The organism is Agromyces solani (genome assembly GCF_058349925.1).
The window spans coordinates 379,428-404,096 of sequence record NZ_JBYRER010000003.1; the positions used below are offsets into that span (position 1 = coordinate 379,428).

The following is a 24,669-nucleotide window of genomic DNA, read 5'->3' on the forward strand; positions in this document are numbered from 1 at the left end:
TCGGCATGCCGGGCACGGTGCCAGACTTGTGGGCATGCACGAGCGAGCGGGAACCCCGGCCATCGAGTCCGACCTCATCGACGTGGAGGCCCTCGTCAGGGCGTACTACGAGCTGAAGCCCGACCCCTCGGTGCCCGGGCAGCGCGTCGCGTTCGGCACGTCGGGCCACCGCGGGTCGTCGCTCACGACGAGCTTCAACGAGCACCACATCCTCGCGACGACGCAGGCGATCGTCGAGTACCGGGCGTCGCAGGGCATCACCGGCCCGCTCTTCATCGGCTCCGACACGCACGCGCTGAGCGCCCCCGCCCAGACGACCGCGCTCGACGTGCTCGTCGGCAACGAGGTCCGGGTGCTCGTCGACGAGTTCGACGACTACGTGCCGACGCCGGCCCTCTCGCACGCCATCCTCACCTGGAACAACGACCCCGCCAGGCGCGCGGAGGGCGAGGCCGACGGCATCGTCATCACGCCGTCGCACAACCCGCCGCAGGACGGCGGCTTCAAGTACAATCCGCCGCACGGGGGCCCCGCCGACAGCGACGCGACCGCGTGGATCGCCGCCCGCGCGAACGAGCTCATCGCCGACGGCCTGCGCGGGGTGAACCAGGCCGAGCCGAGCGGCGTCGAGACCTACGACTTCCGGGGCGCCTACGTCGACGACCTCGCGAACGTCATCGACATGGAGGCGATCCGCGACTCGGGGATCCGCATCGGCGCCGACCCGCTCGGCGGCGCCTCGGTGCACTACTGGGCCGCGATCCGCGACCGCTACGGACTCGACCTCACCGTCGTGAACGAGCGCGTCGACCCGACGTGGTCGTTCATGACCCTCGACTGGGACGGCAAGATCCGCATGGACCCGTCGAGCCGCAACGCGATGGCCTCGGTCGTCGCCAGGGCCGGCGAGTACGACCTGCTCACGGGCAACGACGCCGACGCCGACCGGCACGGCATCGTGACCCCCGACGGCGGGCTCATGAACCCCAACCACTACCTCGCGGTCGCGATCGAGTACCTCTTCGCGCACCGCCCCGGCTGGCGCGACGACGCGGCGATCGGGAAGACGCTGGTGTCGAGCTCGATGATCGACCGGGTCGCCGCGTCGCTCGGGCGCCGCCTCTGGGAGGTGCCGGTCGGCTTCAAGTGGTTCGTGCCCGGGCTCGTCGACGGCTCGGTCGGGTTCGGCGGAGAGGAGAGCGCGGGCGCGTCGTTCCTGCGCTTCGACGGCACCGTGTGGACGACCGACAAGGACGGCATCCTGCTCTGCCTGCTCGCCGCCGAGATCCGCGCCGTGACCGGCAAGTCCCCGTCCGAGCTGTACGGCGAGCTGGTGTCGCGCTTCGGCGACCCCGCCTACGAGCGCGTGGATGCCTCGGCGAACGCCGAGCAGAAGGCCGCGCTCGGCAAGCTCGACGGCGACGCGATCGCCGCGACCGAGCTCGCGGGCGATCCCGTCACGGCGAAGCTGTCGAAGGCGCCCGGCAACGACGCCGCCATCGGCGGCGTCAAGGTCGAGACGGCCGACGCGTGGTTCGCGGCACGGCCGAGCGGCACCGAGGACGTGTACAAGATCTACGCCGAGTCGTTCAAGGGTCCCGAGCACCTGCGCCTCGTGCAGGCCGAGGCGAAGCGCATCGTCGACGGCGCGCTCGGCGGCTGACGCCCCGGCGGGCTACTTCAGCGAGAAATAGGTGACCGAGCCGCCGCCCGAGGCGAGCGCCTCGTCGACGTCCCAGTAGTCGGCGTCCTTCGTGTGCCCGCCGACCCAGATGCGGGTCGACGCGCCCGAGTGCTCGACCCGGGTCACGACGGCGGTGTGGTCGCGGTCGCCCGAGTCATCCCAGTCGAACTGGGCGATGTCGCCGACCTTGACGAGGCCGCGCTGGGAGTCGTCGAGCGGCGTCGCCCGACCCGGCTGCCCCAGCAGGTAGTCGCGGAGCGCCGTCGAGCTTCCCCAGCTCGGCGACATCGCGCCCGTGGCGCGGTCGTAGTACCAGCCGTCGTCCATCTTCCAGCCACGGGCGACGAGCGACTGGCTGGTGAAGTTCGCGCAGTCGACCCCGCTCAGGACGGGGTACGCGTCGGTGTTGTAGCTGCTCCAATGGGCGAGCACGTAGTCGACCTGGGCGTCGATGCGGGGGTCGGTCGTGTAGTTCAGGGTGAGCGCCGTCGTCACCTCGTTCGTCGACGGGGCATCGACGCCCGCGACCGCCGACGCGGCGGGCGGCTCGACGGGGACGGGGTTGCCCGCGGCGTCGGAGAAGCTCACCTCGGCGCCGCCGAGCGAGTCGGCCGACGTCGCCGGCACCGCGAACGTCACCGTGCCCTCGTCGGCGGCGACGATCTTCGCCTCGGCGCCCGCGACCGTCACGCCGCCGACCTGGTCGAGACCCTCGCCGGTCACGGTCACCTGCGTTCCGCCCGTGAAGGGGGCGGAGGCGGTCGACAGGCCGCTCGTGATCGTGGGGCCCTCCTTCGCAGCGGCCGTCGCGACGATCTCGTCGAGGGCGGACGCCGCCTCGGGAGAGCCGGCGCGGGCGCCCGTCGCGTGCCCGGCGCCGCTCGCGGCCGTCGCAGAGGCCGCACCGCCTGGCGCGATCGCCGAGGCGACGGCGCCGAACGCGGTCACGCCGAAGAGCGCGGTCGTCGCGCCGAGCGCGACGAGCCGGCGCACCCCGCTCGACCGACGCCGGTTGCGGGCGTGGTCGGCGCGGTGCCGAGGATGACGGTCGGACGGGTCGGCGCCAGGGGCGGCCTCGCCCGCCTTCCCGGCGGGCGCGGCGGGCGCGGCGGGCGCGGCGGGCGCGGCGGAGTCGGTCGAGGTCGGCTCGCTCGGGTCGTCGAGCGGGCGACGGGACACCGGCGGGCCCGGGTTGCGGGGAACGGAACCCGGGCCCTGCGGCGTCCCGGCGTCGGGAGCCTCTTCCGCGGCCGTCGAGGCGTCGGGGGACGCGGCGCTTGCGGCCGAGCCGTCGCGGTCGCGCTTCGCGACGAAGCCGCGGCGCGCCTTCGCGGGGCGGGAGGGCTCGGCCGTATCGGGCTCGGCCGAGTCCTCCCGGGTGCCGACCGGTTCCACCGCCTGCTCGAACGCGGCTTCGCCGGTGCCGTCGGCCGTCGTCTCCGCGCCGTCGGCGAGGAGTGCGGGGTCGATCGCCGCCGGTGCGCGGAACGTCGCGCGCCGGCGGTGCGGCATGGGGGCAGGCGGAGCCTTGGAGATTCGTTTGAACACGGGATGGGTTCCGGTCGGCGTTTCGGGGGACACGAAACCTCATCACGCGAGTTTGTGAGGAACCCTCCCGAACTCTGGGAGGACGGTGAGAGCGTTCTCCCAAGCCGCTGCACGCGGCTTGCGTCGGAACGCCCCCAACTGTTCTAATATTCATAGAACAGTTATGAAGGAGGGGTCATCGTGCTGATCCGCGTCGATCCCGCGAGCGAGACGCCGATCTTCGCGCAGGTGGCCGCGTCGGTGCGGGCCGATGCCGCCGCGGGGCGCCTGCGCCCGGGCGACAAGCTGCCGTCGGCCCGCGAGGTCGCCGCTTCCCTCGGCGTCAACCTCCACACCGTGCTGCGGGCCTACCAGTCGCTGCGCGACGAGGGCCTCGTCGACATGCGCCGTGGTCGCGGCGCCGTGGTCACCGAAGCCGTCGAACCGCTCGCACGACTGCACCACGATGTCGCGGCCCTCGTCGCACGCGCCCGAGAGCTCGGGCTCTCCCCCGACACACTCGCCGCCCTCGTGAAGGAGACCTACCGATGACCGCATCCGACGACGTCCGGACCGCCCGCCGACGCTACCTCCTGGTGGGCTGCGCCGTCCCGGCCACGGTGACGCTCGTCGCCGTCGCGCTCATGCTCGCCTGGCTGCCCGACGTGCCGCCCACCGTCGCGACGCACTGGAGCGGCACCGGCGAACCCGACGCGTTCGCCCCGGCCTGGACCGTGCCGCTCGGCACCGCCGTGCTGGGGCTCGGCCTCACCGCGTTGTTCACGACGATCATGCTCACGAGCACGCGCGACGGCCACTGGGGCCCGATGATGCGACTGCTCGGCGCCGCCTCGCTCGGCACCACCGTGCTCATCGCCGTCGGGATGACCTGGTCCTTCGGCCTGCAGCGCGGCCTCGACGACCCGCACGATGCACCGGGCATCGGCCTGCCGTTCCTCGTGGCCGCGCTCACCGGCCTCGCAGCGGGTGCGGCGGGTTGGTTCGCGCAGCCGAACGTCACGACCGCGCCCGCGCCGATCCGGTCGGTCGAGGCGCTGCACCTCGCCCCCGGCGAGCGCGCCGTCTGGGTGAGCACGGCCACGATGTCCCGCGCCGCGATGGTCGCCATCGTCGCGAGCATCGTCGCGCTCGCCCTCGGCACCGTCGTCGTCGCCGCCACCGGTTCCCCGGTGTGGTGGGTGATGCTCGGCGTGACCGCGCTGCTCGTGCTGCTCGCCGTGACGACCTTCGTGTTCCGGGTGCGCGTCGACGAGCGGGGACTCACCGTCGGCTCGACGGTCGGCGTGCCGAGGTTCGCGGTGCCGCTCGACGACGTGGCGTCGGTCGCGGTCACGACCGTGAACCCGACCGCGGACTTCGGCGGCTGGGGCGTGCGGCTGGCGCCGAACGGGTCGTTCGGCATCGTGCTGCGCGCCGGCGAGGCGCTGCAGGTCACCCGCCGCGACGGCCGCCGGTTCACCGTGACCGTCGACGACGCCGCGACGGCGGCGGCGCTGCTCGAGGCCCTCAGCTCGCGGGTTCGCGGGGCTCGGGGCTGACGCCGCTCCGAGCCCGGGCCCGCGCCCGGAGGCCGGCGACGACGAGCGGCAGGAGCACGAGCATGCCGACGAGGCACACGCCGGCGAACCCGCCGAGGCCGAGCACGAAGCCGCTGAGGGCGGCCGCGATCGCCGCCGACAGGTTCATCGCCGCGTCGGTCGCACCCTGCAACGGGACCCGGATCGACGAGTCGACCGCGTCGGTCACGAGGGTCGAGCCGCCGATGAGCCCGCACGACCAGCCGAGCCCGAGCAGGCCGAGCGCGAGCGGCACGAGCAGCATGTCGTCGGCCGGCGCGAGGATGCCGATCAGCGTCGCAGCCACGAGCACGCCGACGCCGATGACGATCACCCGCTCGGAGCCGATCCGGTCGGCGAGCCAGCCGACGATCGGGCTCGCCCCGTACATCCCGAGGATGTGGATGCTGAGCACGATGCCGACCGCGGTCAGCGAGAGCCCGTGCGCCATCATGTGCACGGGCGTCATGACCATGACCCCGACCATGACGGTGTGCGAGCAGACGATCGCGAGGATCGCGAAGAGGGCACGCGGGTTGCGCGCCGCGATGCGCATCGCCTGCCAGGATCCGACCGGTCTCCCGGGCCCTGCGGCACCGTCGGCCGCCTCCGGCTGCGGGGATGCCTCGGCGCCGGCCTCGCTGGCGAGCCGACCGGCCTGCGGCAGGCGCAGGAGCGCCGCGACGAGCAGCGCCGAGAACGCGAAGGCCGCCCCCGAGAACAGGAACGGGCCGACGAGCGCCGGCAGCCCGAGCGTCTGCCCGACCGTGTCGCCGAGGTCGGACAGCAGCGGCCCCGCGACCGAGCCGAGCGTGGTCGCCCAGAGCACGAGCGACATCGAGCGGGCCTCGAACCCGGGCGCCGCGACCTCGGTCGCGGCGAACCGCGCCTGCAGCCCGGCGGCGGTGCCGGCGCCGAACGCCATGAGGCCGAGGAAGACGAGCGGCACGAACCCGCTGACGGCGGCGACGATGACGAGCACGGCGCCGAGGCATCCGAGCGCGTAACCCGTCGCGAGCGCGACGTGACGCCCGCGCCCGACGGCGAGCTTCGCGAGCGGGATCGCCGCGACCGCGGCGCCGAGCACGCTCGACGACTGGGCGAACCCGGCGAGTGCGACCACGCCGGTGAGCTCGTCCACGAGGAGGGCCGCGACCGCGATGCCCGACGCGACGCCGACGCCGGCGAGCAGCTGGTTGACGATGAGCACCGTGAGCGAGAGCCCCCGATGCGGCACCGGCTTCACCCGGGCCGTCGCCGGCTCGGGTGTGCTCGGCGCATCGCCCATCAGGCGCCGCCGCCCGGCACGCCGAAGAACTCCTCGAGCGTCGTGATGCCCTTCTCGTGCATCTCGGTCGCGAGCGGCACGCCGACGTAGCGGAAGTGCCACGACTCGTGCGGGTAGCCCGTCACCTCGACCTTGTCGGCCGGGTATCGCAGGATGAACCCGAACCGCCACGCGTTCGCCCGGACCCATTCGCCCTCGGCGGAGTCGTCCATGCACTCGAAGCTGCAGCCCCACTCGGCACCGATGTCCATCGCGAGCCCGGTCTGGTGCTCGGAGTGCCCGGGCGGCGCGGTCGTCGGATCGCTGCCGTCGCCGTAGAGCTCGACCTGGGTGTCGTAGCTGCGGTACGCGCTGTTGGAGGCCAGGTAGAGGTCGGCCTCGTCGGCCGCGGCGGCGAACATCGCGACGGCGGCGTCGGATGCCTCCTGCCGGAGCTCGGGCACCCAGGTGTGGGCGACCGGCACCTCGACGAGGTCGGCCGGGACGTAGTCCTCGGGGTTCAGCGCACGCTGCCGGTTGACGACGACCCAGATGCTCGCGGGGTCGTCGAGCGAGTGCGCCGTGCGGTCGAACGTGTCGACCGTCGCGGGCGGTGCGGCGGTCGGCGGGGCGGGTCGAGGCGTGGGGGTCGCCGAGGCGGATGCCCCGGCCCCGTCTCCCTCGGCGGCACCGGCGCCCGTATCGCCGCCGGCGACCGCGCCCACCACCACGACGCTGACCGCCACGAGGATCGCGATGAGCACGAGCGCCACGGTCATTCGCCGTCGCTGCGCCGCCTCGCTGACGGCGGGAAGATCTGCGGGATCGGACACCAGCCGAGTCTACGCGCCGGCGCCGGGGGTCGTGCAGCAGGTGTGAGAGCGCTCTCTTGACACGTCCGCCGATACTGCTATAGCCTCACTGCTCGAATCGTGAGAGCGCTCTCACGCTGCACCATGAGAGCGCTCTCTCATCGACCGCATTCCCACGCACACAAAGGAGTGACCGTGAAGCTCTCACGCCACACGAAGCTCGCGGCGGCCGCCACCGGCGCCGCGGCGATCGCCCTCATCGCAGCCGGCTGCGCGCCGACGTCCGACTCGGGCTCCGGCTCCGACGGCGGACCCGTCGAACTGACCGTCGCGACGTTCAACGACTTCGGCTACACCGACGAGCTCCTGCAGGAGTACATGGACGAGAACCCGAACGTCACGGTCGTGCAGACGAAGGCCGCGACCTCGAACGACGCTCGCGCCAACTACTTCCAGAAGCTCGGCAAGACCGGCCTGGCCGACGTCGAGGCGATCGAGGTCGACTGGCTGCCCGAGGTCATGCAGTACTCCGACCTGCTCGCCGAGGTGCCGTCGGACCTCGGCGACCGCTGGCTCGACTGGAAGGTCGACGCCGCGACCGACGCCGACGGGCGCCTCATCGGCTACGGCACCGACGTCGGCCCCGAGGGCGTCTGCTACCGCTCCGACCTGCTCGCCGCCGCCGGCCTGCCGACCGACCGCGAAGAGGTCGCGAAGCTGCTCGAGGGCGACTGGGCGAAGTACTTCGAGATCGGCGACCAGTACACGAAGGCGACCGGCAAGGCCTGGTTCGACTCGGCCGGCGGCACCTACCAGGGCATGATCAACCAGGTCGAGGCCGCCTACGAGGACCCCGAGTCGGGCGAGATCATCGCGACCGACAACGCCGAGGTCGAAGAGCTCTACAACCAGGTCCTCGACGCGAGCGCCACGCAGTCGGCCCACCTCGGCCAGTGGAGCGACGACTGGTTCGCGGGCCTGTCGAACGGCGCGTACGCGACCATGCTCTGCCCGGGCTGGATGCTCGGCGTCATCTCGGGCAACGCCGAGGACGTCACCACGTGGGACGTCGCGAACGTCTTCCCGAACGGCGGCGGCAACTGGGGCGGCTCGTACCTGACGGTGCCGGCCAACGGCGAGAACGTCGAGGAGGCGCAGAAGCTCGCCGACTGGCTGACCGACCCTGCGCAGCAGATCAAGGCCTTCGTGAACGCCGGCACCTTCCCGAGCCAGACCGAGGCGTACACCGACGAGGCGCTCACCGGCTTCACCAACGAGTACTTCAACAACGCCCCCGTCGGCGAGATCTTCATCGACCGGGCCAACGCCGTGACGGTCGCCCCGTACAAGGGCGAGTACTACTTCCAGGTCAACGACGCGATGCAGAAGGCGCTGACCCGCGTCGAGGACGGCACGCAGGACAAGCAGGCGTCGTGGGACCAGTGGGTCTCCGAGGTCGACGCGATCGGCTGAGCCGGTCGGCCCGACACCGTTCGCAGTCCAGGAGCGGAGCGCGTGTCGCGTCGGCGCACCAGCGCGCCGGCGCGACACGCCTCCGTACCTGAACACCGCACACCCAGCGACACGAGGACCCCACCATGACCGCAACCGACACGGATGTCTCGGCGAGCGCCCGCCCGCCGAGCGCGCCGCGCCCGCCCCGCGACATCCGGCGCCTGTCCTTCTCCCAGCGGCGCAGCCGGTGGGACCTGAAGCTCTCGCCCTTCCTCTACATCTCGCCGTTCTTCATCCTGTTCGTCGTGGTCGGGCTCTTCCCGATCGCGTACACGGCGGTCATCTCGTTCATGGACTGGGACCTGGTGCGAGGCCAGGGCGAGTTCATCGGCTTCGACCAGTACGTCTACGTGCTCACGCAGCCGAAGTTCTGGATCGCGCTGCGCAACACGTTCAGCATCTTCCTGCTGTCGAGCGTGCCGCAGCTCATCCTCGCGATCTTCATCGCGGCCATGCTCGACCAGAACATCCGGGCGAAGACGTTCTGGCGCATGGGCGTGCTCGTGCCCTACGTCATGGCGCCCGTCGCCGTGGCGCTCATCTTCAGCAACATGTTCGGCGACAAGTACGGCCTCGTGAACACGACGCTCGCCGACCTCGGCCTGCCGCCCGTCATGTGGCACAGCGACGCCTTCGCGAGCCACGTCGCGATCGCGACGATGGTCAACTTCCGCTGGACCGGCTACAACACGCTCATCCTCCTCGCGGCCATGCAGGCGATCCCGCGCGACTACTACGAGGCCGCCGCGATCGACGGGGCCGGCCGGCTGCGCCAGTTCTTCGCCATCACGGTGCCGAGCCTCAAGCCGACCCTCGTCTTCGTGATCATCACGTCCACCATCGGCGGCCTCCAGATCTTCGACGAGCCGCGCATGTACGACCAGTACGGCACCGGGGGCGCCGACTCGCAGTGGCTCACCATCACCCTCTACCTCTACGACATCGGCTGGGGCCAGTGGAACTTCGGCCGGGCGGCCGCGCTCGCCTGGATCCTCTTCCTCATCATCCTCGCCGTCGGCGTGATCAACCTGCTCGTGACCCGACGGGTCGTACGCGACGAAGGGAGCGTGCGTCGATGACCACGACCGACTCCACCAGCACCCGCGCGCTCCTCGAGGCCGAGGCGCTCACGGGCCGGCGCTCCCCCTGGAGCGGTGCCGACGGCCCCCGGCGCACGCGACGCTCGCGGGCGATCCGAGGCGCCCGCCCCGGCTGGTTCGTCTACTCCGCGCTCGCGATCGTGCTCGCCTCGGCGATCTTCCCCTTCTACTGGTCGTTCCTGATCGGCTCGGGCGACGCCTCCACGATCCGCGACCCGAACATGTCGTGGCTGCCGGGCGGCAACTTCCTCGAGAACGCGGCCACCGTGATCAACGACCCCGCCGTCAACTTCTGGCGAGCGCTGTGGAACTCGATCTACAGCTCGGCACTCATCGCGGCATCCGTGGTCTTCTTCTCGACCCTCGCGGGGTGGGCGTTCGCCAAGCTCCGCTTCCGCGGCGGCCGGTGGCTGCTCGTGTTCGTCGTCGCGACGATGGCGGTGCCGACCCAGCTCGGCGTCGTGCCGCTGTACATCCTGTTCGCCGACCTCGGCTGGACGGGAAACATCGGTGCGATCATCGTGCCCGCGCTCACGAGCGCGTTCGGCGTGTTCTGGATGACCCAGTACCTGCAGCAGACGGTGCCCGACGAACTCGTCGAGGCGGCGCGCGTCGACGGCGCGAGCTCGTTCCGCACGTTCTGGACGGTGGGCGTGCCCGCCGCACGCCCCGCCGCCGCGATGCTCGGCCTGTTCACCTTCGTCTCGGCCTGGAACAACTTCTTCTGGCCGTTCATCGTGCTCGACCGCAACGACCCGACCCTGCCGGTGGCGCTGTCGCTCCTGCAGTCCAACCACTTCGTCGACTACTCCATCGTGCTCGCGGGCGTGCTGCTGTCGACGATCCCCCTGTTGATCCTGTTCGCCTTCGCCGGAAAGCAGCTCGTGAGCGGCATCATGGCAGGAGCGGTCAAGGGATGACGATCGAACTTCGAGAGGACCACACCATGACCAACGGCTTCGCGGATGCCTCGCGTCGGCCCTTCCCCGACGGATTCCTGTTCGGCGCGGCCACCGCGGCCTTCCAGATCGAGGGCGCCGCCTTCGAAGACGGGCGCACGGCGTCGATCTGGGATGCGTTCTGCCGAGTGCCGGGCGCAGTGATCGACGGCGACACCGGCGATATCGCCTGCGACCATTACCACCGCATGCCGCAGGACGTCGCGCTCATGAAGGAGCTCGGCCTGGAGACCTATCGGTTCTCGACCTCCTGGGCGCGGGTGCGCCCCGACGGCGGACCGGTCAACCCCAAGGGGCTCGACTTCTACTCGCGCCTCGTCGACGAGCTGCTCGGCGCCGGCATCAAGCCCTGGCTCACGCTCTATCACTGGGACCTGCCGCAGGCGCTCGAGGAGCAGGGCGGCTGGACGAACCGGGACACCGCCTACCGGTTCCGCGACTACGCGCTCGACGTGCATGCCGCCCTCGGCGACCGGGTCGACGTGTGGACGACGCTCAACGAACCGTGGTGCTCGTCGTTCCTCAGCTACACGGCCGGCGCGCATGCGCCCGGCCGGTTCTCGAAGGAGGCCGGGCTCCAGGCGGCGCACCACCTCATGCTCGGCCACGGCCTCGCGATCGAAGCCCTGCGTTCCCGGGATGCCTCGCTCGAACTCGGCATCACGCTGAACCTGACCGTGGCGAAGCCCGTCGACCCGGCACGCCCCGGCGACGTCGACGCGGCGCGCCGGATCGACGCCCAGTTCAACCGGGTGTTCCTCGACCCGATCTTCCGCGGGGCGTATCCGGCCGACCTCGTCGCCGACCTGGCGTCGGAGGGCTCGGGGCTCGACCTGGTGCTCGACGAGGTCGTGCACGACGGCGACCTCGCGACGATCAGCACCCCGATCGATGCGCTCGGCGTGAACTACTACCACGGCGAGCTCGTGAGCGACCAGCCGGCCGAGCACCCGCTGCCCGGTCAGGCGCCGACCGACCGCGCGACCCGGTCGCCCTACCCGGCGGCCGACGGCGTGCACAACCACCCGCAGGGGCTGCCGCTCACCGTCATGGACTGGGAGGTGCAGCCGGCCGGGCTCACCGAGCTGCTCGAGCGGGTGCACCGCGAGTACGCGAGCGAGCGGGGGGTGAAGCTCTACGTCACGGAGAACGGCGCCGCATACGATGACGAGGTGTCGGTCGACGAGACGGGCGCGGCGCGCGTGCACGACGCCGAGCGAGTGGTGTTCCTCGAGCAGCATCTCGGGGCGATCCTCGACGCGATCGAGCAGGGCATCCCGGTGCACGGCTACTTCTACTGGTCGCTGCTCGACAACTTCGAGTGGGCCTGGGGGTACGACAAGCGGTTCGGCATCGTGCGCGTCGACTACGACACGCAGGTCCGCACCGTCAAGGACTCCGGGCTTGCGTACGCCCGCGCCATCCGCGACCGCGCGCTGGGCGGGGCCGTCTGAGGGGCGAGCGCAGTGAGCGTCTCGAAACGACGCGACCGACCGCGATCCGCCGCACGACGCGACCTAGACTGACGGACATGGCGAACGAACCGGGGCCCGGGGCCCCCACGCTCGAGATGGTCGCGCGCGCGGCCGGCGTCTCGCGCGCGACCGTGAGCCGGGTCGTGAACGGATCGCCGAAGGTGAGCGCCGACATCGTCGCGTCGGTGCAGGCCGCGATCGACGAGCTGCACTACGTGCCGAACCGGGCCGCCCGGTCGCTCGCCCGTCGCGCCTCGAACGCGATCGCGCTCGTCGTGCCCGAGGACGTGACGAGGTTCTTCGGCGACCCGTACTTCGCCGCCATCGTGAAGGGCATCACGAGCCGCATCGACGACAGCGAGGTGGTGCTCAACCTGCTCGTCGCGTCGACCGATCCGCACCACAAGACGCTGCGGTACCTGAACTCGGGCATCGTCGACGGCGCGATCGTCATCTCGCACCACGTGGGCGACGCGATCTTCGCCGACACCCGCCCCGGGGTGCCCCTCGTGTTCGGCGGCCGTCCCGCGCTCGACTCCGGCCGGGACGACTACTACGTCGACGTCGACAACCGCGCTGCGGCCGTCGTCGGCACGGAGCACCTCATCTCGCTCGGACGTCGTCGCATCGGCTCGATCACCGGTCCGGTCGACATGCCCGCCGGCATCGACCGACTCGACGGGTTCCTCGACGCGGTACGGTCGGCGGGACTGCGCGACGACCTCGTCGAGACCGCCGACTTCACGACGGCCGGCGCCGCGCTCGCGGCGCGCCGGCTGCTCGACCGCGTCGGCGACGACGGCGTCGACGCGCTGTTCGTCGCGAGCGACCTGATGGCCGGCGGGGTCGTCGGCGAACTGCGCGAGCGCGGCCTTCGCGTGCCCGACGATGTCGCGGTGGTCGGCTTCGACGACTCCCCCGCGGCGCTCGCGGGGCCGGTGCCGTTGACGACCGTCGCCCAGCCGTCCGAACAGGCCGGCGCGGCGATGGCCGACATGCTGCTGCGGCTCATCGCGGGCGACCGCGACGTGCCGCACGCGACGATCCTGCCGACCGAGCTCGTGGTGCGCGAGTCGGCGTAGGTCGGTCTCCCGGCGACCGCGCCGTCCTCGCGCGGTCCTCACTCATCGCCCGGGCCGCCCTGCCCCCTCACGAGTCGCCAGAGAGTGTCGTTCGTCGCGCGTTGAGCGACATCTTCTGGCGACTCGGTGGGCTGGGGTGAGGGGGCGGGCGGCGTAGGGCGGACGCGGACGCCACGACCCGGCGGTGCCGCCGCGGATCACACCCCGGCGAGGAGGCGCTCGACGAACCAGAAGAGGCCCACGGCGGCGACGGCCAGCTCGATCCACAGGGGCGCGACCGGCAGCCGGCGCCGCAGCAGCACGATGAGCGGGAACGCGATCGCGATGAGCACGAGCTGGGTGAGCTCGATGCCGACGTTGAAGACGAGCAGCGCGCCGAGGAGTCCCCACGAGAACGGCTCGTCGATGCCGAGCGCGCCCGCGAAGCCGACGCCGTGCACGAGGCCGAACACGAAGACGACCGCGACCCGCACCCAGTCCTCGCGGGAGAACCCGCGCGGCGGGGCGAGCACCGTCGGCAGCGCGGAGGGCGTCACCTTCACGGCGGTGCGCTCGCGGAGGGCGAGCCCGCCGCGCGCGCCGGAGGCCGCAACGCTGCCGGAGCCCGATCCCGCTCCCCTGCCCGGGCCGGAGCCAGGGCCGCCGGCCCCGACCGACCCGGCGCGGGCCGCCGCAGCGAGGTCGCCGTCGAGCGGCGTGCTCCGGCTCCACGGCAGCAGGCCGCCGAACCCGCCGCGCCCGCGCGACACCCAGACGCTCCAGAGCGCGACCGCGGCGATCGAGATCGCGATGACCGGCTCGACGAACGCGGGCGGCACGCTCACGAGCCCGAGCGCGGCGGCGATGAAGGTCATCGAGTGGGCCACGGTGAAGGCCGTCGCGACCACGACGATGTCGCGCAGCCGCCTCGCGCCCACGATGAGCGCGAGCAGGAACAGCAGGTGGTCGGGCCCGAACAGCAGGTGCTCGGCGCCGAGGATCAGGAACTCGCCCATCCGCGAGCCCCAGTCCTGCGTCGTCGTCATCGTCGGGCTCGTGTCGGTGTCGAGGTTCGCCACGCCCGACCCGGAGCCGAGGTCGTAGCTCACGATCGTCGTCGTCTTGCCGCCCGGCGCCGTCCCCGGGAAGAGCGCGGTGCTGATCCGATAGGCCGCCGCGGCCGCGCCGACCTCCGACCGGCAGTCGGCGTCGATCACGAGCCGGGCGTGCGGCACGCCGTCGCGGATCGTGATCCGGAACGGCTCGACGAGCGCGTTCGGACAGGCGGCCGACGCCGAGGCATCCCCCTCGACCGCGACCGCGTACCGCGGCAGGACGTACCCGAGCACGGTGTCGGCGTGGCGCTCGAGCACGTCGGTCGTGAGCTTCTGCGGGTCGCGGCCCGAGGCCTGCACGTCGGCGTAGGCGTCGGCCTCGAACGCGGCGTCGTCCATGGCGCGCGCCCCGTCGGTCGCGAGCAGCACGTACTCGATCTCGAGCACCGTGCGCACGAGGCCGGGCTCGGGCTCGGTGACGTCGGCGAAGACGGTCGCGGCGTAGCTGTGGGCGACCGCCGGGGCGGCCGGCACGAGCAGGGCGAGAACGGCGAACGCGAGCAGGAGCGCGCGCACGAGGCGCGCGCTCCGCTCGCGGAGTGGCTCAGGACGCACCGAGGTCCGCCCAGGCCGGGTGCTTCGCGGTGCCGGGCTCCTCGCCGCGGGTCCACCACTTGGCGCGGTACAGCCGGCCGTCGTGCTCGACGATCTCGCCGCCCGTGTAGATCCACGATCCGGTCCAGGCCCGCACGACACCCTGCGCGGTGCTCACCTCGACGCCCTGCTCGGCCCAGGCGCTGTTCACCCTGCCGTTCTTCGCGACGGCGCCGGGGGTCGCACCCTTCGTCCACCACTGGGCGACGAACACCCGTCCGTCGTGCAGCACGCGGTCGCCCGCGACGTACACGCGGTCGGCCTGCCAGTCCGGCAGGTCCGCGATCGCGACGGCCGGGGAGGTCGCCTCACCGGGCCGCGCGCCCTCACGGCTCGCCGTCACCGTCACCGCGATCTCGGCGCCGTCGAGCGGCCCGTCGACCTGCAGCTCGGCGCCGGTCTCGCCCGCGAGCTCCTCGCCGTCGGCGGTCCAGCGGTAGGCGAAGGTCAGGCCCTCCGCGTCCCACTCGCCCGGCTTCGCGAAGAGGATGCCGCCGACCTCGGCGGTTCCCGAGATGCTCGGCAGCATGGTGGCGACGGGCGCGGGCTCCTCGACGGTGACGTCGAACTCGGCCGTGGTGTCGTTGCCGGCGGCGTCGACCGCGAGATACCGGAGCGTGTACGCGCCGGCGGCCGGGGGCACGATCGTGCCCGGCTCGATCTCGACGTTCTCGCCGATCGGTCCCGATGCGGTGATCGTGAGCTCGACCGAGCCCGAGTCGTCACCGGCGAGGCCCGCGGGCACCGTGTACTCGGCGCCGACCGTCGCCGTCGCAGCCGGCTCGGGGTCGACCTCGACGAGCGGCGGCGTCGAGTCGTTGCTCTCCAGGGCGCTCGCGGCGAGCCGCTCGATCGACGCGGCCGCGAGCGGCTCGCTGAAGATCTTCGCCGTCGAGATGGCGCCCTCGAACGGGTACTCGACGGTGCCCGACGACGAGATGTCGCCGCCGACGACGAACGAGCGTGCGGCGCCCGTCGGGTTCTGCACCTTGCCGCCGCCGGCCGCCACGGCCGACCCGGCCTCGCGACCGTCGACGAAGACGCGCAGCGCGCCCGATGCGGCGTCGTAAGTAGCCACGACGTGCGACCACTGCCCCGCGGTCACGGCGTTCTCGGCGCGAGCGACGACGTACTTGCCGCCGACGCGCACCCAGAGCTCGGGCGAGACCTTGCCGGGCTGGGTGCCCGGCAGCATCTCGAGGCCCTGCCCCGCGCTCTGCGTGTTCGAGATCATGTCGCGCTCGGTCGTGATCGCGGGGGTCCTGACGACCGACTCGATCGTGAAGCCGTCCTCGGTCTTCGCGTAGTCCGCGTCGGACCACGCGATGCGCGAGCCCTGCGCGGAGCTGCCGGTGAAGGTCGCGACCTCGCTGTCGAGCGTCGCGTCGACCGCGATCGGCGCGTTGCCCGCGACGACGGCGTGCGCCCGCGGCGACCGGTCGACGGGCTTTCCGGCGACGTAGTCGAGGTCGAGCAGGTCGGCCGCCGGCAGCGGCTCGAGAAGGCCTGCCATCTCGGCCGATCCCTTCGCGGCCGTCACCGTGAACGTGGCCTGCGACTGGCGGGCCGCCGCATCGGTGGCGACGTAGGCGAGCGTGTGCGCGCCCGCAGCGGTCGGCGTGAACGTGAACCGCCCGTCGTCGGTGCGCTCGACCTCGACGACCCCGCCCGTCGGGTCGGTCACCTCGACGGCGACCTTCACCCGGCCCGAGTTGTCGACCGCCTGCGGCGCGGGGGCGATGTAGGGCCGGTCGACGACCGCGGCCGCGCCCGGCACGGGCCGCTCGGCCCTGACCTGCGGCGGCGTCGCGTCGATGAGCTTGAGCTCGCGGTTCGCGACCCGGTAGACGTTCTTGTCGCTCAGCGGCGTGCTGTAGAGCTCGATCCCCGCGATGCGCCCGTCGAGGGTCGCGTCGTCGAGCGTGCCGCTCGCGTTGGCGTCGCCGCCGATCGCCATGTAGCGCGCCGCCGTGTTCGTCGGCTTGACGGGGAACGAGGCGTCCTCGGTCGTGATCGCCTTGGCGCCGTTCACGTAGAGGCGGGCGTCGGTGCCGTCGTACCAGCCGGTGACGTGGTACCAGGTGCCGTACTCCAGCTCGACCGACGGGCGCGGGCTCGCGTACCAGAACCCGAGCTCGTACGTCTCGGCCGAGGCCGTGCGCACCGCCTCGAGGCCGATGCCGCCGCCCTGCATGCCGCCGAACACGTCGACGTACCCGCCGACGGGCTTGTCGATCGCGTCGAGCTTGAACGTCGCGTCGACCGTGAAGCCGTCCTGCAGCTTCGCGTAGTCGGCGTCGCTCCACAGCCCGGTCTTGAACGCGGAGGCCGAGCCCTGCTCGCCGACCGCGACCTGGGCGCCGAGATCGGCGTCGTCTTCGACCCGCGCCGCGCTGCCCGCCGTGAGCGCCCACGCCTTCGGCGAGGCATCCACGGCCTTGCCGTCGGCGAAGCCGACGTCGAGCAGGTCGGCCGTCGGCACCTGCTCGCGCAGGTCGTCGAAGGTGAGCTTCTCGGGGTCGAACGGCGGCTCGACGGGGCCGGTCGAGCCGGTCGTCGTGAACTTCGCCGTGAGCGGCGCGCCCTCCTTGCCCCACGCGTTGATCGGGGTGACCCGCACCTCGTACTCGCGCGACGGGCGCAGGTTCCACACCTCGTGGTTGCGGCTCGTCGGCATCGGCAGGTTGTAGAAGCCCGACCACTGCAGGAACGTGTTCACGGTCTGCCCGGTCGCGACGTCGACCGTCGTGTAGCGGTACTTGTGCACGATGTCCTGCACGGTGTTCGGCGCCGGCACGGCCTGCGGGAACGCGACCATCGCCTTGTCCTCGCCGATGCCGTTCACCGTCAGCGCCGAGCCGGCCTTCCACTCGGGGGCCTTGCTGAGGCTCGCCCGGTGCGTGTTGTTGAGCGGGAACCGCTCGTCGTAGGTCTTCGTCGTGTCGGCCGAGTCGGCGACGTCCCACGTCCAGGTCTGGTCGATCCACTGGTCGGCGAGCAGGTCGTAGTTCTTGATCGTGACGACGGAGCCGGTGATCTCGACGACGGCCGTCTGGCGGTTGTTGCCCGCATCGTCGGGCGTCGTGTCGTTGGAGCGGCTCGTCGGACTCGTATTGACGACACCCGACTCGAACTCGTAGTACGCGAGCGGCGGCGCGTTCACGGTCGTGAAGCCCTTGCCGGCCTTGTCGCCGGCGCGCTTCTCCTGGCCCTGCCAGACCGAGGTCGGGATGTTCTGCGGGGTGTGGATGTGCCCGCCCCAGACGACCGCCTGCGGGAAGTCGTCGAACACCGACTGCAGGGTGTCGCCGCAGCCGCTCGAGAGCCCCGTGCCGTACCACTCGTTCGACACGTAGTGGGTGCACTGCAACGGGTGGTGCACGAGCACCATGACGGGCTTCGTCGGGTCCTCGGCCGTCGCGGCCGCGAGGCGCTGCTGCAGCCACGAGGCGGCGTAGGCGTAGTTGCCCGAGCTCGCCTGGGACGGCTTGCCCGTCACCGGGTCGAGGGTGCCGGCGCCGGGCGAGACGGTGATGAAGTGGTAGCCGTCGATCGTGTAGTCGGCGTTCGGCTTCTGACCCCCGGTCGACTGCGTGAACAGGTCGTACGACGAGATCGCGCTGACGTCGTGGTTGCCGAGCGAGGCGACGAGGTCGATGCCGAGGTCGGCCTTCGAGTCGATCGTCGACTTCAGGCCGGCGTACTCGGCCGCGGTCGCGTTGTTGGTGAGGTCGCCGACGAACAGCGCGGTGCCGACGTCCTCTGCCTTCCAGAAGTCGTAGGCCTCGGCGAGCTCGCTCCAGTTGTTGTGGATGTCGCCGATGGCGGCGAACCGGATGTCGGGCTCGCCCTCGGCGGTCGCGGCCGGCTCGGTCGTCGGCGACACCGCTGCGGTCGCGGATGCCTCGGCGGCGGGCTGTTCGGCGGCCGACGCGTCCGTGGCCGACGGCGCCGCGGCATCCCCGGCGGTCGCCCCGGTGACCGTGACGGTGCGGGTCTCCTCGGTGATGCCGCCCTCGGCATCGGTGGCCGTGAAGGCGACGGTGTACTCGCCGGCGACGGCGGGCACGAACCGGTAGGCGCCGTCGTCGCCCGGGGTGACGGCGGCCACGACGCCGTCGGGGCTCTCGACCGTGACGACGAGGTCGCCGGTCGAGCCGGCGCCGCCCGTGAAGGCGACGGTTTCGCCGACCACCGCGTCGGTCGGGCCGCTGATGGCGGCGCCGAGCGAGGTGGTGCCGGTCGACGTGGCGCCGGTCGACTGGGCGTCACCGGTCGACGGCGCGACGGCCGTCGTGACGGGATCGAGCACCGGCTGCGCCTGGGCCGGCGCGGCGGCGATGCCGGTGAAGAGCACCGTCGCGGCGGCGACGGAGGTGACCATGAGGGCCGGACGGCGCCGAGATCGGCGGGGCACGGCGGAATCGGACGGGGGAACGGCTGACTGCGACACGGTACGTCCTTCGACTGACAGGGGCCGGAACGCTGCCACGAAATCGAGCGGAAGTGTCCGCCGGGTGAACGCCGCGGGACGGCTCGGCGGCGAGATCGCGAGTCGGCCCGGATCGGTCGGCCCGCTGCGCACAGTGGGTGGCGCCGCGCACCTCAGCCCGCGTCGGGCAGTTCGGCGGTGCCGGCGGCCTGCGCCTCGAACGAGATCGTGTGCGGCAGGTAGCGGTCCTCGCCGCATTCGACGGGGCGCCCGTTCGACGCGTAGGTCTCGCGCCGGACCTGCAGCATCGGGCTCGAACGGCGCACGCCGAGCAGCCGCGCGTCCTCGCTCGACGCGGCGACCGCCTCGATGCGATGGTTGCCGTGGGTGATGAGGATGCCGGCGTCGGCGAGGAGGCGCGTGGTGGAGTGCGCGTCGTCGGGCATCCGCTCGATGTGCGGCAGCACCCACGGCGCCCAGGTCGAGCGCTCGACCATGACGTCGCGCCCCTCGAGCGTGCGCACGCGGATCATGTACAGCACCTCGTCGCCCGTGCCGATGCCGAGCAGCCGTGCCTCGCGCGGCGTCGCCCTGCGCACGGTGCGCGCGACGACACGCCCGCCCGATTCACGGCCTCGCGCCTCCGCCCACTGGGTGAACGAGCGCATCCGGTCGAACCCCTGGGTCTTCGCCGACTGCACGAACCAGCCGGCGCCCCGGCGGGACTCGACGAGGCCCTGCCGGGCGAGCGCGGCGAGCGCGCCCCGCACGGCGCTGCGCGACGAACCCTGCGATTCGGCGAGGTCGAGTTCGCTCGGCAGCCGAGTGCCGGCGGGCAGCTCACCCGACGTGATCCGCCGCCGCAGGTCGTCGGCGAGATCGGGCTTGCGCGCTTCGGCGTCCACGTTCCACCTCGCAATCGCCCCGTCGTCGGCCCGCGGCAAGGCCGAGGCTACCGCTCCTCGACCGCGGTCGTCGCATGCTCCTCGAAGACGACGCCCGCGACCTCGGCGAACCGCCCGCGCATGACGGCGATCGCGTCGGGGTGCTCGTCGACGAGCACGAAGCGGCGGCCGAGGGTCGCGGCGACCGCGCCCGTCGTGCCCGAGCCGGCGAAGAAGTCGAGCACCCAGTCGCCCTCGCGGGTCGAGGCCTGCACGATGCGGCGCAGGATGCCCTCGGGCTTCTGCGTCGGGTACCCGGTCTTCTCGCGCCCGGTCGGCGAGACGATCGTGTGCCACCAGACGTCGGTCGGCAGCTTGCCGAGCTCGGCCTTCTCGGGGGTCACGAGTCCGGGCGCCATGTACGGCTCGCGGTCGACCGCGGTCGAGTCGAACCAGTAGGCGTCGGGGTTCTTCACGTACACGAGGATCGTGTCGTGCTTCGTCGGCCAGCGCCGCTTCGACTTGGCGCCGTAGTCGTACGCCCAGATCAGCTCGTTGAGGAAGCACTCGCGCCCGAACAGCGCATCGAGCAGCACCTTCGCGTAGTGCGCCTCGCGGTAGTCGAGGTGCAGGTAGAGGGTGCCGTCGTCGGCGAGCAGCCGCCAGGCCTCGACGAGCCGCGGCTCGAGGAACGCCCAGTAGTCGTCGAAGCGGTCGTCGTAGCGCAGCAGGTCGCCGCGGATGCGCTCGTACCGCTTCCCCGCGAAGCCGGTGATGGTGTTGGATGCCTCCGGCTCGTCGTCATCCGTCACGGTCTGCCGCACGTGGCGGAGCGACTGCCGCGCCTGCACCCGGCCGGTGTTGAACGGCGGGTCGAGGTAGATGAGCGTGAACCTGCCGTCGGGCAGCGTGGGCAGCACGTCGAGGTTGTCCGCATGGATGATGCGGTCGGGTTCGTCGGGGGCCACGCGCTCCAGTCTGCCAGTCGTCCACCGGCCGCTGGATCAGTGCATGTGCTCGTGCGCGTGGGCGTCGCCGACCTCACGGCCAGCGGCGGGGTCGGATGCCGGGGCCGAACCCACTGCCTCGGCGACCGCGCCGAGCGAGTGCACGACGCGCCCGCCCACCACGGTGACCTCGGCGTGCTCGGCGAGGAGCCCTGCCGGGTCGTGCTCGTGCGCGTACAGGTCGCCCGACCACACCACGAGGTCGGCGCCCATGCCGACGGCGAGCCGGCCGCGCGAACCCTCGAGGTGCCACGCCCTCGCGCCGTGCACGGTGTACGCCTCGAGCGACCGGTCGAGGCCGACCCGCTCCCCCGTCGTCCACGCGTCGGTGCCGTCCAGGGCCGAGCGGGTCGCGGCCGAGAAGACCCCGACGAGCGGGTCCATCTCGCCGACCTGCCAGTCGCTCGAGAACGCGACCGTCGCCCCCGAGTCGAGCAGGCTCCTGAACCGCCAGGCGCGGTCCCAGCGCTCCTCGCCGACGTTCTCCATCCAGGTGCCGGCGACGAGGTCGGGCGAGCAGTGGCGCGGCTGCATCGCGGCGGTCACGCCGAGCTCGGCGAAGCGCGGCAGGTCGTCGGGGTGCAGGCACTCGACGTGCACGACGCCGTGGCGCCGGTCGACGGTGCCGTTCGCCCGCTGCGCGTGCTCGATCGCGTCGAGCGCGAGGCGGATGCCGGCGTCGCCCGTCGCGTGCGTGTGAGTCTGGAGCCCGAGCCGATCGAGCTCGGTGACGACGTCGATGAGTTCGCGCCCGCCGTTGCCCGCGTAGCTCGGGCGTCCGCGCCGGCCGGGCCGGTTCGCGTAGTCGTCGAGCATGAGCGCGGTGTGCGGCTCGATGACGTCGTCGGAGTACAGCTTGATCGGCCCGAGCCGCAGGAGGCCCGAGGCATCCGCGTTGTTCGCCGCGTCGGTGATCGTGTCGCGCAGCGTGCGCCGGAACTCGCCGTCGGCCCCGACCGGGTGGAAGAGCGCCGCGATCACGCGCGAGCTCAGCACGCCCTCGGCGAGCGCCCGCTCGAAGAGCGGCAGCTCGGCGAGCGGCACCTGCGGCTCGACGACGGTCGTGATGCCGAGCGCGGTCGCCATGCGCATGCTCGACTGCAGCTTGCGGTAGCGGCGTTCGGGCGAGTACATCGGGATGTCGCGCTGCAGTGCCGCGAGCCCGGCGACCGTCATCGCGCTCGTGTAGAAGTCGGTGACCCATCCGGTCGCCGAGCCCTCGGTGTCGCGCTCGGCACGGCCCCAGGCGATCTCGCTGCCGCCCGAGATGCCGAGCACCTCGAGCGCGCGCCCGTCGAGCCAGACCGAGTGCTGGTCGTACGTCGTCACGAAGATCGGCCGGCCGAGCGGATCGAGCCCCGCGAGGTCGCGGGCGTTCGGGCGCCGGTCCTCGACGATCGCGTAGACGGCGTTCTCGGCGCAGATCCACGGCAGCTCGGGACGGGCCGCGGCGAAGGCCGCGATGCGCCGGCGCACCTCGTCGAGGGTGTGCGCGCCCTCGAGCGAGACCGCGTCCTCGTCGAAGCCGAGCAGCAGGTGGTTGTGGCTGTCGATCACGCCGGGCGTGACGAGCCGGCCGTCGGCCTCGACCCTGCGGCGGGCCGCCGGAGCCTCGGCCGCCGGGCCGACGTACGCGATCCGGTCGCCCGAGACGCCGATCGCCTCGGCCCAGGGCTGCTCGGGGTCGAACGTGCGCACGCGGGCGCCGGTGATGAGGAGGTCGAGGGTCATGGTGCTGGGCTTTCTGCGTTGGTGCGGCGGTTCGGTGGTTCGGCGGTTCGGTGGCTCGGCGGTTCGGTGCGCGATCACGGGGTCGAGGACGCCACCGGCGGAAGACGACCCACCCGCCCGAGGTGCTCGGCCTGCGAACGGTGTGGACGTGTGGACGAGTGGACATCGACCGCGTGGATTTGTGGACTTGTGGACTGCTTGCCGAAGGGCGACGCCCGGCCGGGATTCACTCCGCGGCGGCTGTGGTCATGTGGTCGAGTGGTCTCACCCGGTGTGGTCATGTGGTCATGTGGTCGCACTCCACGGGGAGACATCCCGCCCGTTTGCGAGTGGGTCGCGCTCCCGGGGAGACATCCCGCCCGTGGGCGACGGGATCGCGGCGCCGAAGCGGTCGGCCCGCCGCGATCCCGTCGCGTGCCGCTGCGACATCAGGCGAGGTCGTCGTCCTCGTCGGCGTCGAGCAGGTGCGCGGCGCCGGGGTGGGTGCGCAGGTAGAGCGCGTAGTAGAGGAAGCCTGCGGCGATGATGCCGGCGGCGATGCCGAGGCTCAGCCACTGCCCGGGGTCGAGGATGCCGATGACGAAGATCGTGGCGATCGCGGCGAGGGCGACGATCGGCGCGAGCGGCCAGAGCGGCATGCGGAAGTACGCCGTGGTCGAGGCGCCCGCCGCGGCTTCGCGGTTCGTCTGGCGGCGCACGACGAGGGCGGCGAGGGCGATGAAGCCGTAGCTGAAGGCGAGGGTCGAGCCGGTCGCATTGAGCAGCACGTCGAACGGCACGAAGCACGCGGCGAGCGCGAGCACGCCCATGACGATCGTCGCGACGACCGGCATCTTCGTCGACGGCGAGACCCTCGCGAGCGGGCGGGCCAGACCGGCGGGCATGGCCTGGTCCCGGGCGGCGGCGAAGAGCAGGCGGCCCGACTGGAGCGCGATGGCGATGATCGCGTTCACGATCGCGAGCGCGATCGCGACGAGCACGACGATCGTGACGGCGTCGCCGGCGCTCTCGGCGAGGAAGGTCTCGACCGGGAGGGCCGCGCCGAAGAGGTCCTCGAGCGAGTCGGCACCGAGCAGGATCGCGGTCAGCGGGATGAGCTCGGCGAGCACCGTGATGAGCGCGCTCCAGAGCACGGCGCGGGCGATGGTGCGACGGGCGTTGCGGGTCTCCTCGGCGAAGTAGATCGCACCGCCGTAGCCGTTGTACGAGAAGATGCCCTGGGTGATCGCGAGCACGAGGCCCGCGATGCCGAGCGGCGCGAGCCCGCCCGTCGCGGGGTCGAGCACCTGCGGGTCGAAGAGCGCCGTGAGCGGGCGCTCGACCTGCACGAGTCCGAGCACCGCGAGCAGCACGAGTGCCGCCATCTCGACGAAGAGGAAGGCGCCGGTGACCCACGCGTTCGTGCGGATGTTGAAGCACGCCGTCACCGTCGCGAGCACGATCACGATGATCGCCGTCCACAGCGGGTCGAGCCCCGCGATCGCGACGCCCAGGTAGTCCGCGACGCCCAGCGCGAAGATCGCGACGATGAGCGGCAGCGTGATCAGGTTGATGAAGAACACGGCGGCGCCCGAGGCCGGGCCGAGCACGCGGCTCACGAGCGAGTAGTCGCCGCCCGCGATCGGGTGCCGCGAGCCCAGCTCGGCGTAGCAGAGGGCGACGAGCAGGCTGATGACGCCCGCGAGCGCGAAGCCCCAGAACACGCCCGTGCCGTACGTGGCGAGCGCGGCGCCGCCGAGGATGAACACGCTCGAGGCGGGCGAGATGCCCGAGAGCGTGATGAGCACGTTTCCGCCGACGCCGAGCGAACGCGACAGCTGGGCGCCGTGCGTCGTCGTCGCGGCCGTATCGAGGGCGGGCGCCGGCGAGGGCGCGGGAGTGGGTGAGGGCATGGGTGGTCTCGCTTCGTCGGGGGAACCAGAACATTAT

17 protein-coding genes are annotated in these 24,669 nt (G+C 72.2%); 8 read left to right on the top strand and 9 right to left on the bottom strand.

What is annotated here, in order from left to right; genetic code table 11:
- Positions 1 to 34: 34 nt before the first annotated feature.
- Entirely contained in the window at positions 35 to 1,663 is a 1,629-nt protein-coding gene (gene pgm, locus AC3RJ7_RS14180) for a phosphoglucomutase (alpha-D-glucose-1,6-bisphosphate-dependent) (protein ID WP_491456494.1), read from the top strand.
- Between the two features lie 12 nt (positions 1,664 to 1,675).
- Here pgm and AC3RJ7_RS14185 read toward each other — a convergent pair whose 3' ends face one another.
- Positions 1,676 to 3,196 carry an amidase domain-containing protein gene (locus AC3RJ7_RS14185; RefSeq protein ID WP_491456495.1) on the bottom strand — a complete coding sequence of 507 codons (1,521 nt, stop codon included), beginning with the start codon at positions 3,194 to 3,196 and terminating at the stop codon, positions 1,676 to 1,678.
- A gap of 216 nt (positions 3,197 to 3,412) precedes the next feature.
- Here AC3RJ7_RS14185 and AC3RJ7_RS14190 point away from each other — a divergent pair, with 216 nt between their 5' ends.
- Together AC3RJ7_RS14190 and AC3RJ7_RS14195 are read left to right on the top strand one after the other, a co-directional pair.
- Complete coding sequence (locus AC3RJ7_RS14190; RefSeq protein WP_491456496.1) at positions 3,413 to 3,763, top strand: GntR family transcriptional regulator; 351 nt, start codon at positions 3,413 to 3,415, stop codon at positions 3,761 to 3,763.
- Positions 3,760 to 4,770 carry a DUF1648 domain-containing protein gene (locus tag AC3RJ7_RS14195; protein ID WP_491456497.1) on the top strand — a complete coding sequence of 337 codons (1,011 nt, stop codon included), beginning with the start codon at positions 3,760 to 3,762 and terminating at the stop codon, positions 4,768 to 4,770. The genes AC3RJ7_RS14190 and AC3RJ7_RS14195 overlap by 4 nt, the downstream gene beginning before the upstream one ends.
- Here AC3RJ7_RS14195 and AC3RJ7_RS14200 read toward each other — a convergent pair.
- Both AC3RJ7_RS14200 and AC3RJ7_RS14205 read right to left on the bottom strand, forming a co-directional pair.
- Entirely contained in the window at positions 4,739 to 6,076 is a 1,338-nt protein-coding gene (locus AC3RJ7_RS14200; RefSeq protein ID WP_491456498.1) for an MFS transporter, read from the bottom strand. The genes AC3RJ7_RS14195 and AC3RJ7_RS14200 overlap by 32 nt on opposite strands.
- A complete protein-coding gene (locus tag AC3RJ7_RS14205) occupies positions 6,076 to 6,888 on the bottom strand; it encodes a M15 family metallopeptidase (RefSeq protein WP_491456499.1) in 813 nt (270 codons plus the stop codon). Before AC3RJ7_RS14205 ends, AC3RJ7_RS14200 begins: the two co-directional genes overlap by 1 nt.
- A 174-nt stretch (positions 6,889 to 7,062) precedes the next feature.
- Between AC3RJ7_RS14205 and AC3RJ7_RS14210 the strand changes: the two genes are divergently transcribed.
- The 5 genes from AC3RJ7_RS14210 to AC3RJ7_RS14230 all read left to right on the top strand — a co-directional run bounded on the left by AC3RJ7_RS14210 (position 7,063) and on the right by AC3RJ7_RS14230 (position 12,998).
- Positions 7,063 to 8,340: an ABC transporter substrate-binding protein gene (locus AC3RJ7_RS14210; RefSeq protein ID WP_491456500.1), complete on the top strand. Its 1,278-nt coding sequence runs from the start codon at positions 7,063 to 7,065 to the stop codon at positions 8,338 to 8,340.
- A 125-nt stretch (positions 8,341 to 8,465) separates the two neighbouring features.
- Positions 8,466 to 9,461: a carbohydrate ABC transporter permease gene (locus AC3RJ7_RS14215; protein WP_491456501.1), complete on the top strand. Its 996-nt coding sequence runs from the start codon at positions 8,466 to 8,468 to the stop codon at positions 9,459 to 9,461.
- Positions 9,458 to 10,402 (top strand): carbohydrate ABC transporter permease, encoded by a 945-nt coding sequence (locus AC3RJ7_RS14220; protein WP_491456502.1) that lies wholly within the window; start codon positions 9,458 to 9,460, stop codon positions 10,400 to 10,402. The genes AC3RJ7_RS14215 and AC3RJ7_RS14220 overlap by 4 nt, the downstream gene beginning before the upstream one ends.
- 26 nt (positions 10,403 to 10,428) lie before the next feature.
- On the top strand, positions 10,429 to 11,895 hold the full coding sequence (locus AC3RJ7_RS14225) for a GH1 family beta-glucosidase (RefSeq protein ID WP_491456503.1): 1,467 nt from the start codon (positions 10,429 to 10,431) through the stop codon (positions 11,893 to 11,895).
- 77 nt (positions 11,896 to 11,972) lie between these two features.
- Positions 11,973 to 12,998, top strand: coding sequence for a LacI family DNA-binding transcriptional regulator (locus AC3RJ7_RS14230; protein WP_491456504.1), 1,026 nt, complete (start codon positions 11,973 to 11,975; stop codon positions 12,996 to 12,998).
- Between the two features lie 197 nt (positions 12,999 to 13,195).
- Here the strand turns inward: AC3RJ7_RS14230 and AC3RJ7_RS14235 are convergent, their stop codons facing one another.
- From AC3RJ7_RS14235 to AC3RJ7_RS14260, 6 genes are all read right to left on the bottom strand, one after another.
- Positions 13,196 to 14,647, bottom strand: a complete 1,452-nt coding sequence (locus tag AC3RJ7_RS14235) for a HupE/UreJ family protein (RefSeq protein ID WP_491456505.1) — start codon at positions 14,645 to 14,647, stop codon at positions 13,196 to 13,198.
- A complete protein-coding gene (locus AC3RJ7_RS14240) occupies positions 14,637 to 19,103 on the bottom strand; it encodes a LamG-like jellyroll fold domain-containing protein (RefSeq protein ID WP_491456506.1) in 4,467 nt (1,488 codons plus the stop codon). Before AC3RJ7_RS14240 ends, AC3RJ7_RS14235 begins: the two co-directional genes overlap by 11 nt.
- A 188-nt stretch (positions 19,104 to 19,291) precedes the next feature.
- Positions 19,292 to 20,023, bottom strand: a complete 732-nt coding sequence (locus AC3RJ7_RS14245) for a GntR family transcriptional regulator (RefSeq protein ID WP_491456507.1) — start codon at positions 20,021 to 20,023, stop codon at positions 19,292 to 19,294.
- Positions 20,024 to 20,070: 47 nt separating this feature from the next.
- On the bottom strand, positions 20,071 to 20,979 hold the full coding sequence (locus tag AC3RJ7_RS14250) for a DNA-methyltransferase (RefSeq protein ID WP_491456966.1): 909 nt from the start codon (positions 20,977 to 20,979) through the stop codon (positions 20,071 to 20,073).
- 27 nt (positions 20,980 to 21,006) lie between these two features.
- Entirely contained in the window at positions 21,007 to 22,740 is a 1,734-nt protein-coding gene (locus AC3RJ7_RS14255; RefSeq protein WP_491456508.1) for an amidohydrolase, read from the bottom strand.
- A gap of 428 nt (positions 22,741 to 23,168) precedes the next feature.
- A complete protein-coding gene (locus AC3RJ7_RS14260) occupies positions 23,169 to 24,632 on the bottom strand; it encodes an APC family permease (RefSeq protein WP_491456509.1) in 1,464 nt (487 codons plus the stop codon).
- Positions 24,633 to 24,669 lie beyond the last annotated feature (37 nt).

Coding starts and splice junctions, on each gene's coding strand:
- AC3RJ7_RS14215 (WP_491456501.1), top strand. CDS start 8,466: ATGACCGCAACCGACACGGATGTCTCGGCGAGCGCCCGCCCGCCGAGC.
- AC3RJ7_RS14255 (WP_491456508.1), bottom strand. CDS start 22,740: ATGACCCTCGACCTCCTCATCACCGGCGCCCGCGTGCGCACGTTCGAC.
- AC3RJ7_RS14195 (WP_491456497.1), top strand. CDS start 3,760: ATGACCGCATCCGACGACGTCCGGACCGCCCGCCGACGCTACCTCCTG.
- pgm (WP_491456494.1), top strand. CDS start 35: ATGCACGAGCGAGCGGGAACCCCGGCCATCGAGTCCGACCTCATCGAC.
- AC3RJ7_RS14200 (WP_491456498.1), bottom strand. CDS start 6,076: ATGGGCGATGCGCCGAGCACACCCGAGCCGGCGACGGCCCGGGTGAAG.
- AC3RJ7_RS14220 (WP_491456502.1), top strand. CDS start 9,458: ATGACCACGACCGACTCCACCAGCACCCGCGCGCTCCTCGAGGCCGAG.
- AC3RJ7_RS14230 (WP_491456504.1), top strand. CDS start 11,973: ATGGCGAACGAACCGGGGCCCGGGGCCCCCACGCTCGAGATGGTCGCG.
- AC3RJ7_RS14260 (WP_491456509.1), bottom strand. CDS start 24,632: ATGCCCTCACCCACTCCCGCGCCCTCGCCGGCGCCCGCCCTCGATACG.
- AC3RJ7_RS14225 (WP_491456503.1), top strand. CDS start 10,429: ATGACCAACGGCTTCGCGGATGCCTCGCGTCGGCCCTTCCCCGACGGA.
- AC3RJ7_RS14185 (WP_491456495.1), bottom strand. CDS start 3,196: ATGCCGCACCGCCGGCGCGCGACGTTCCGCGCACCGGCGGCGATCGAC.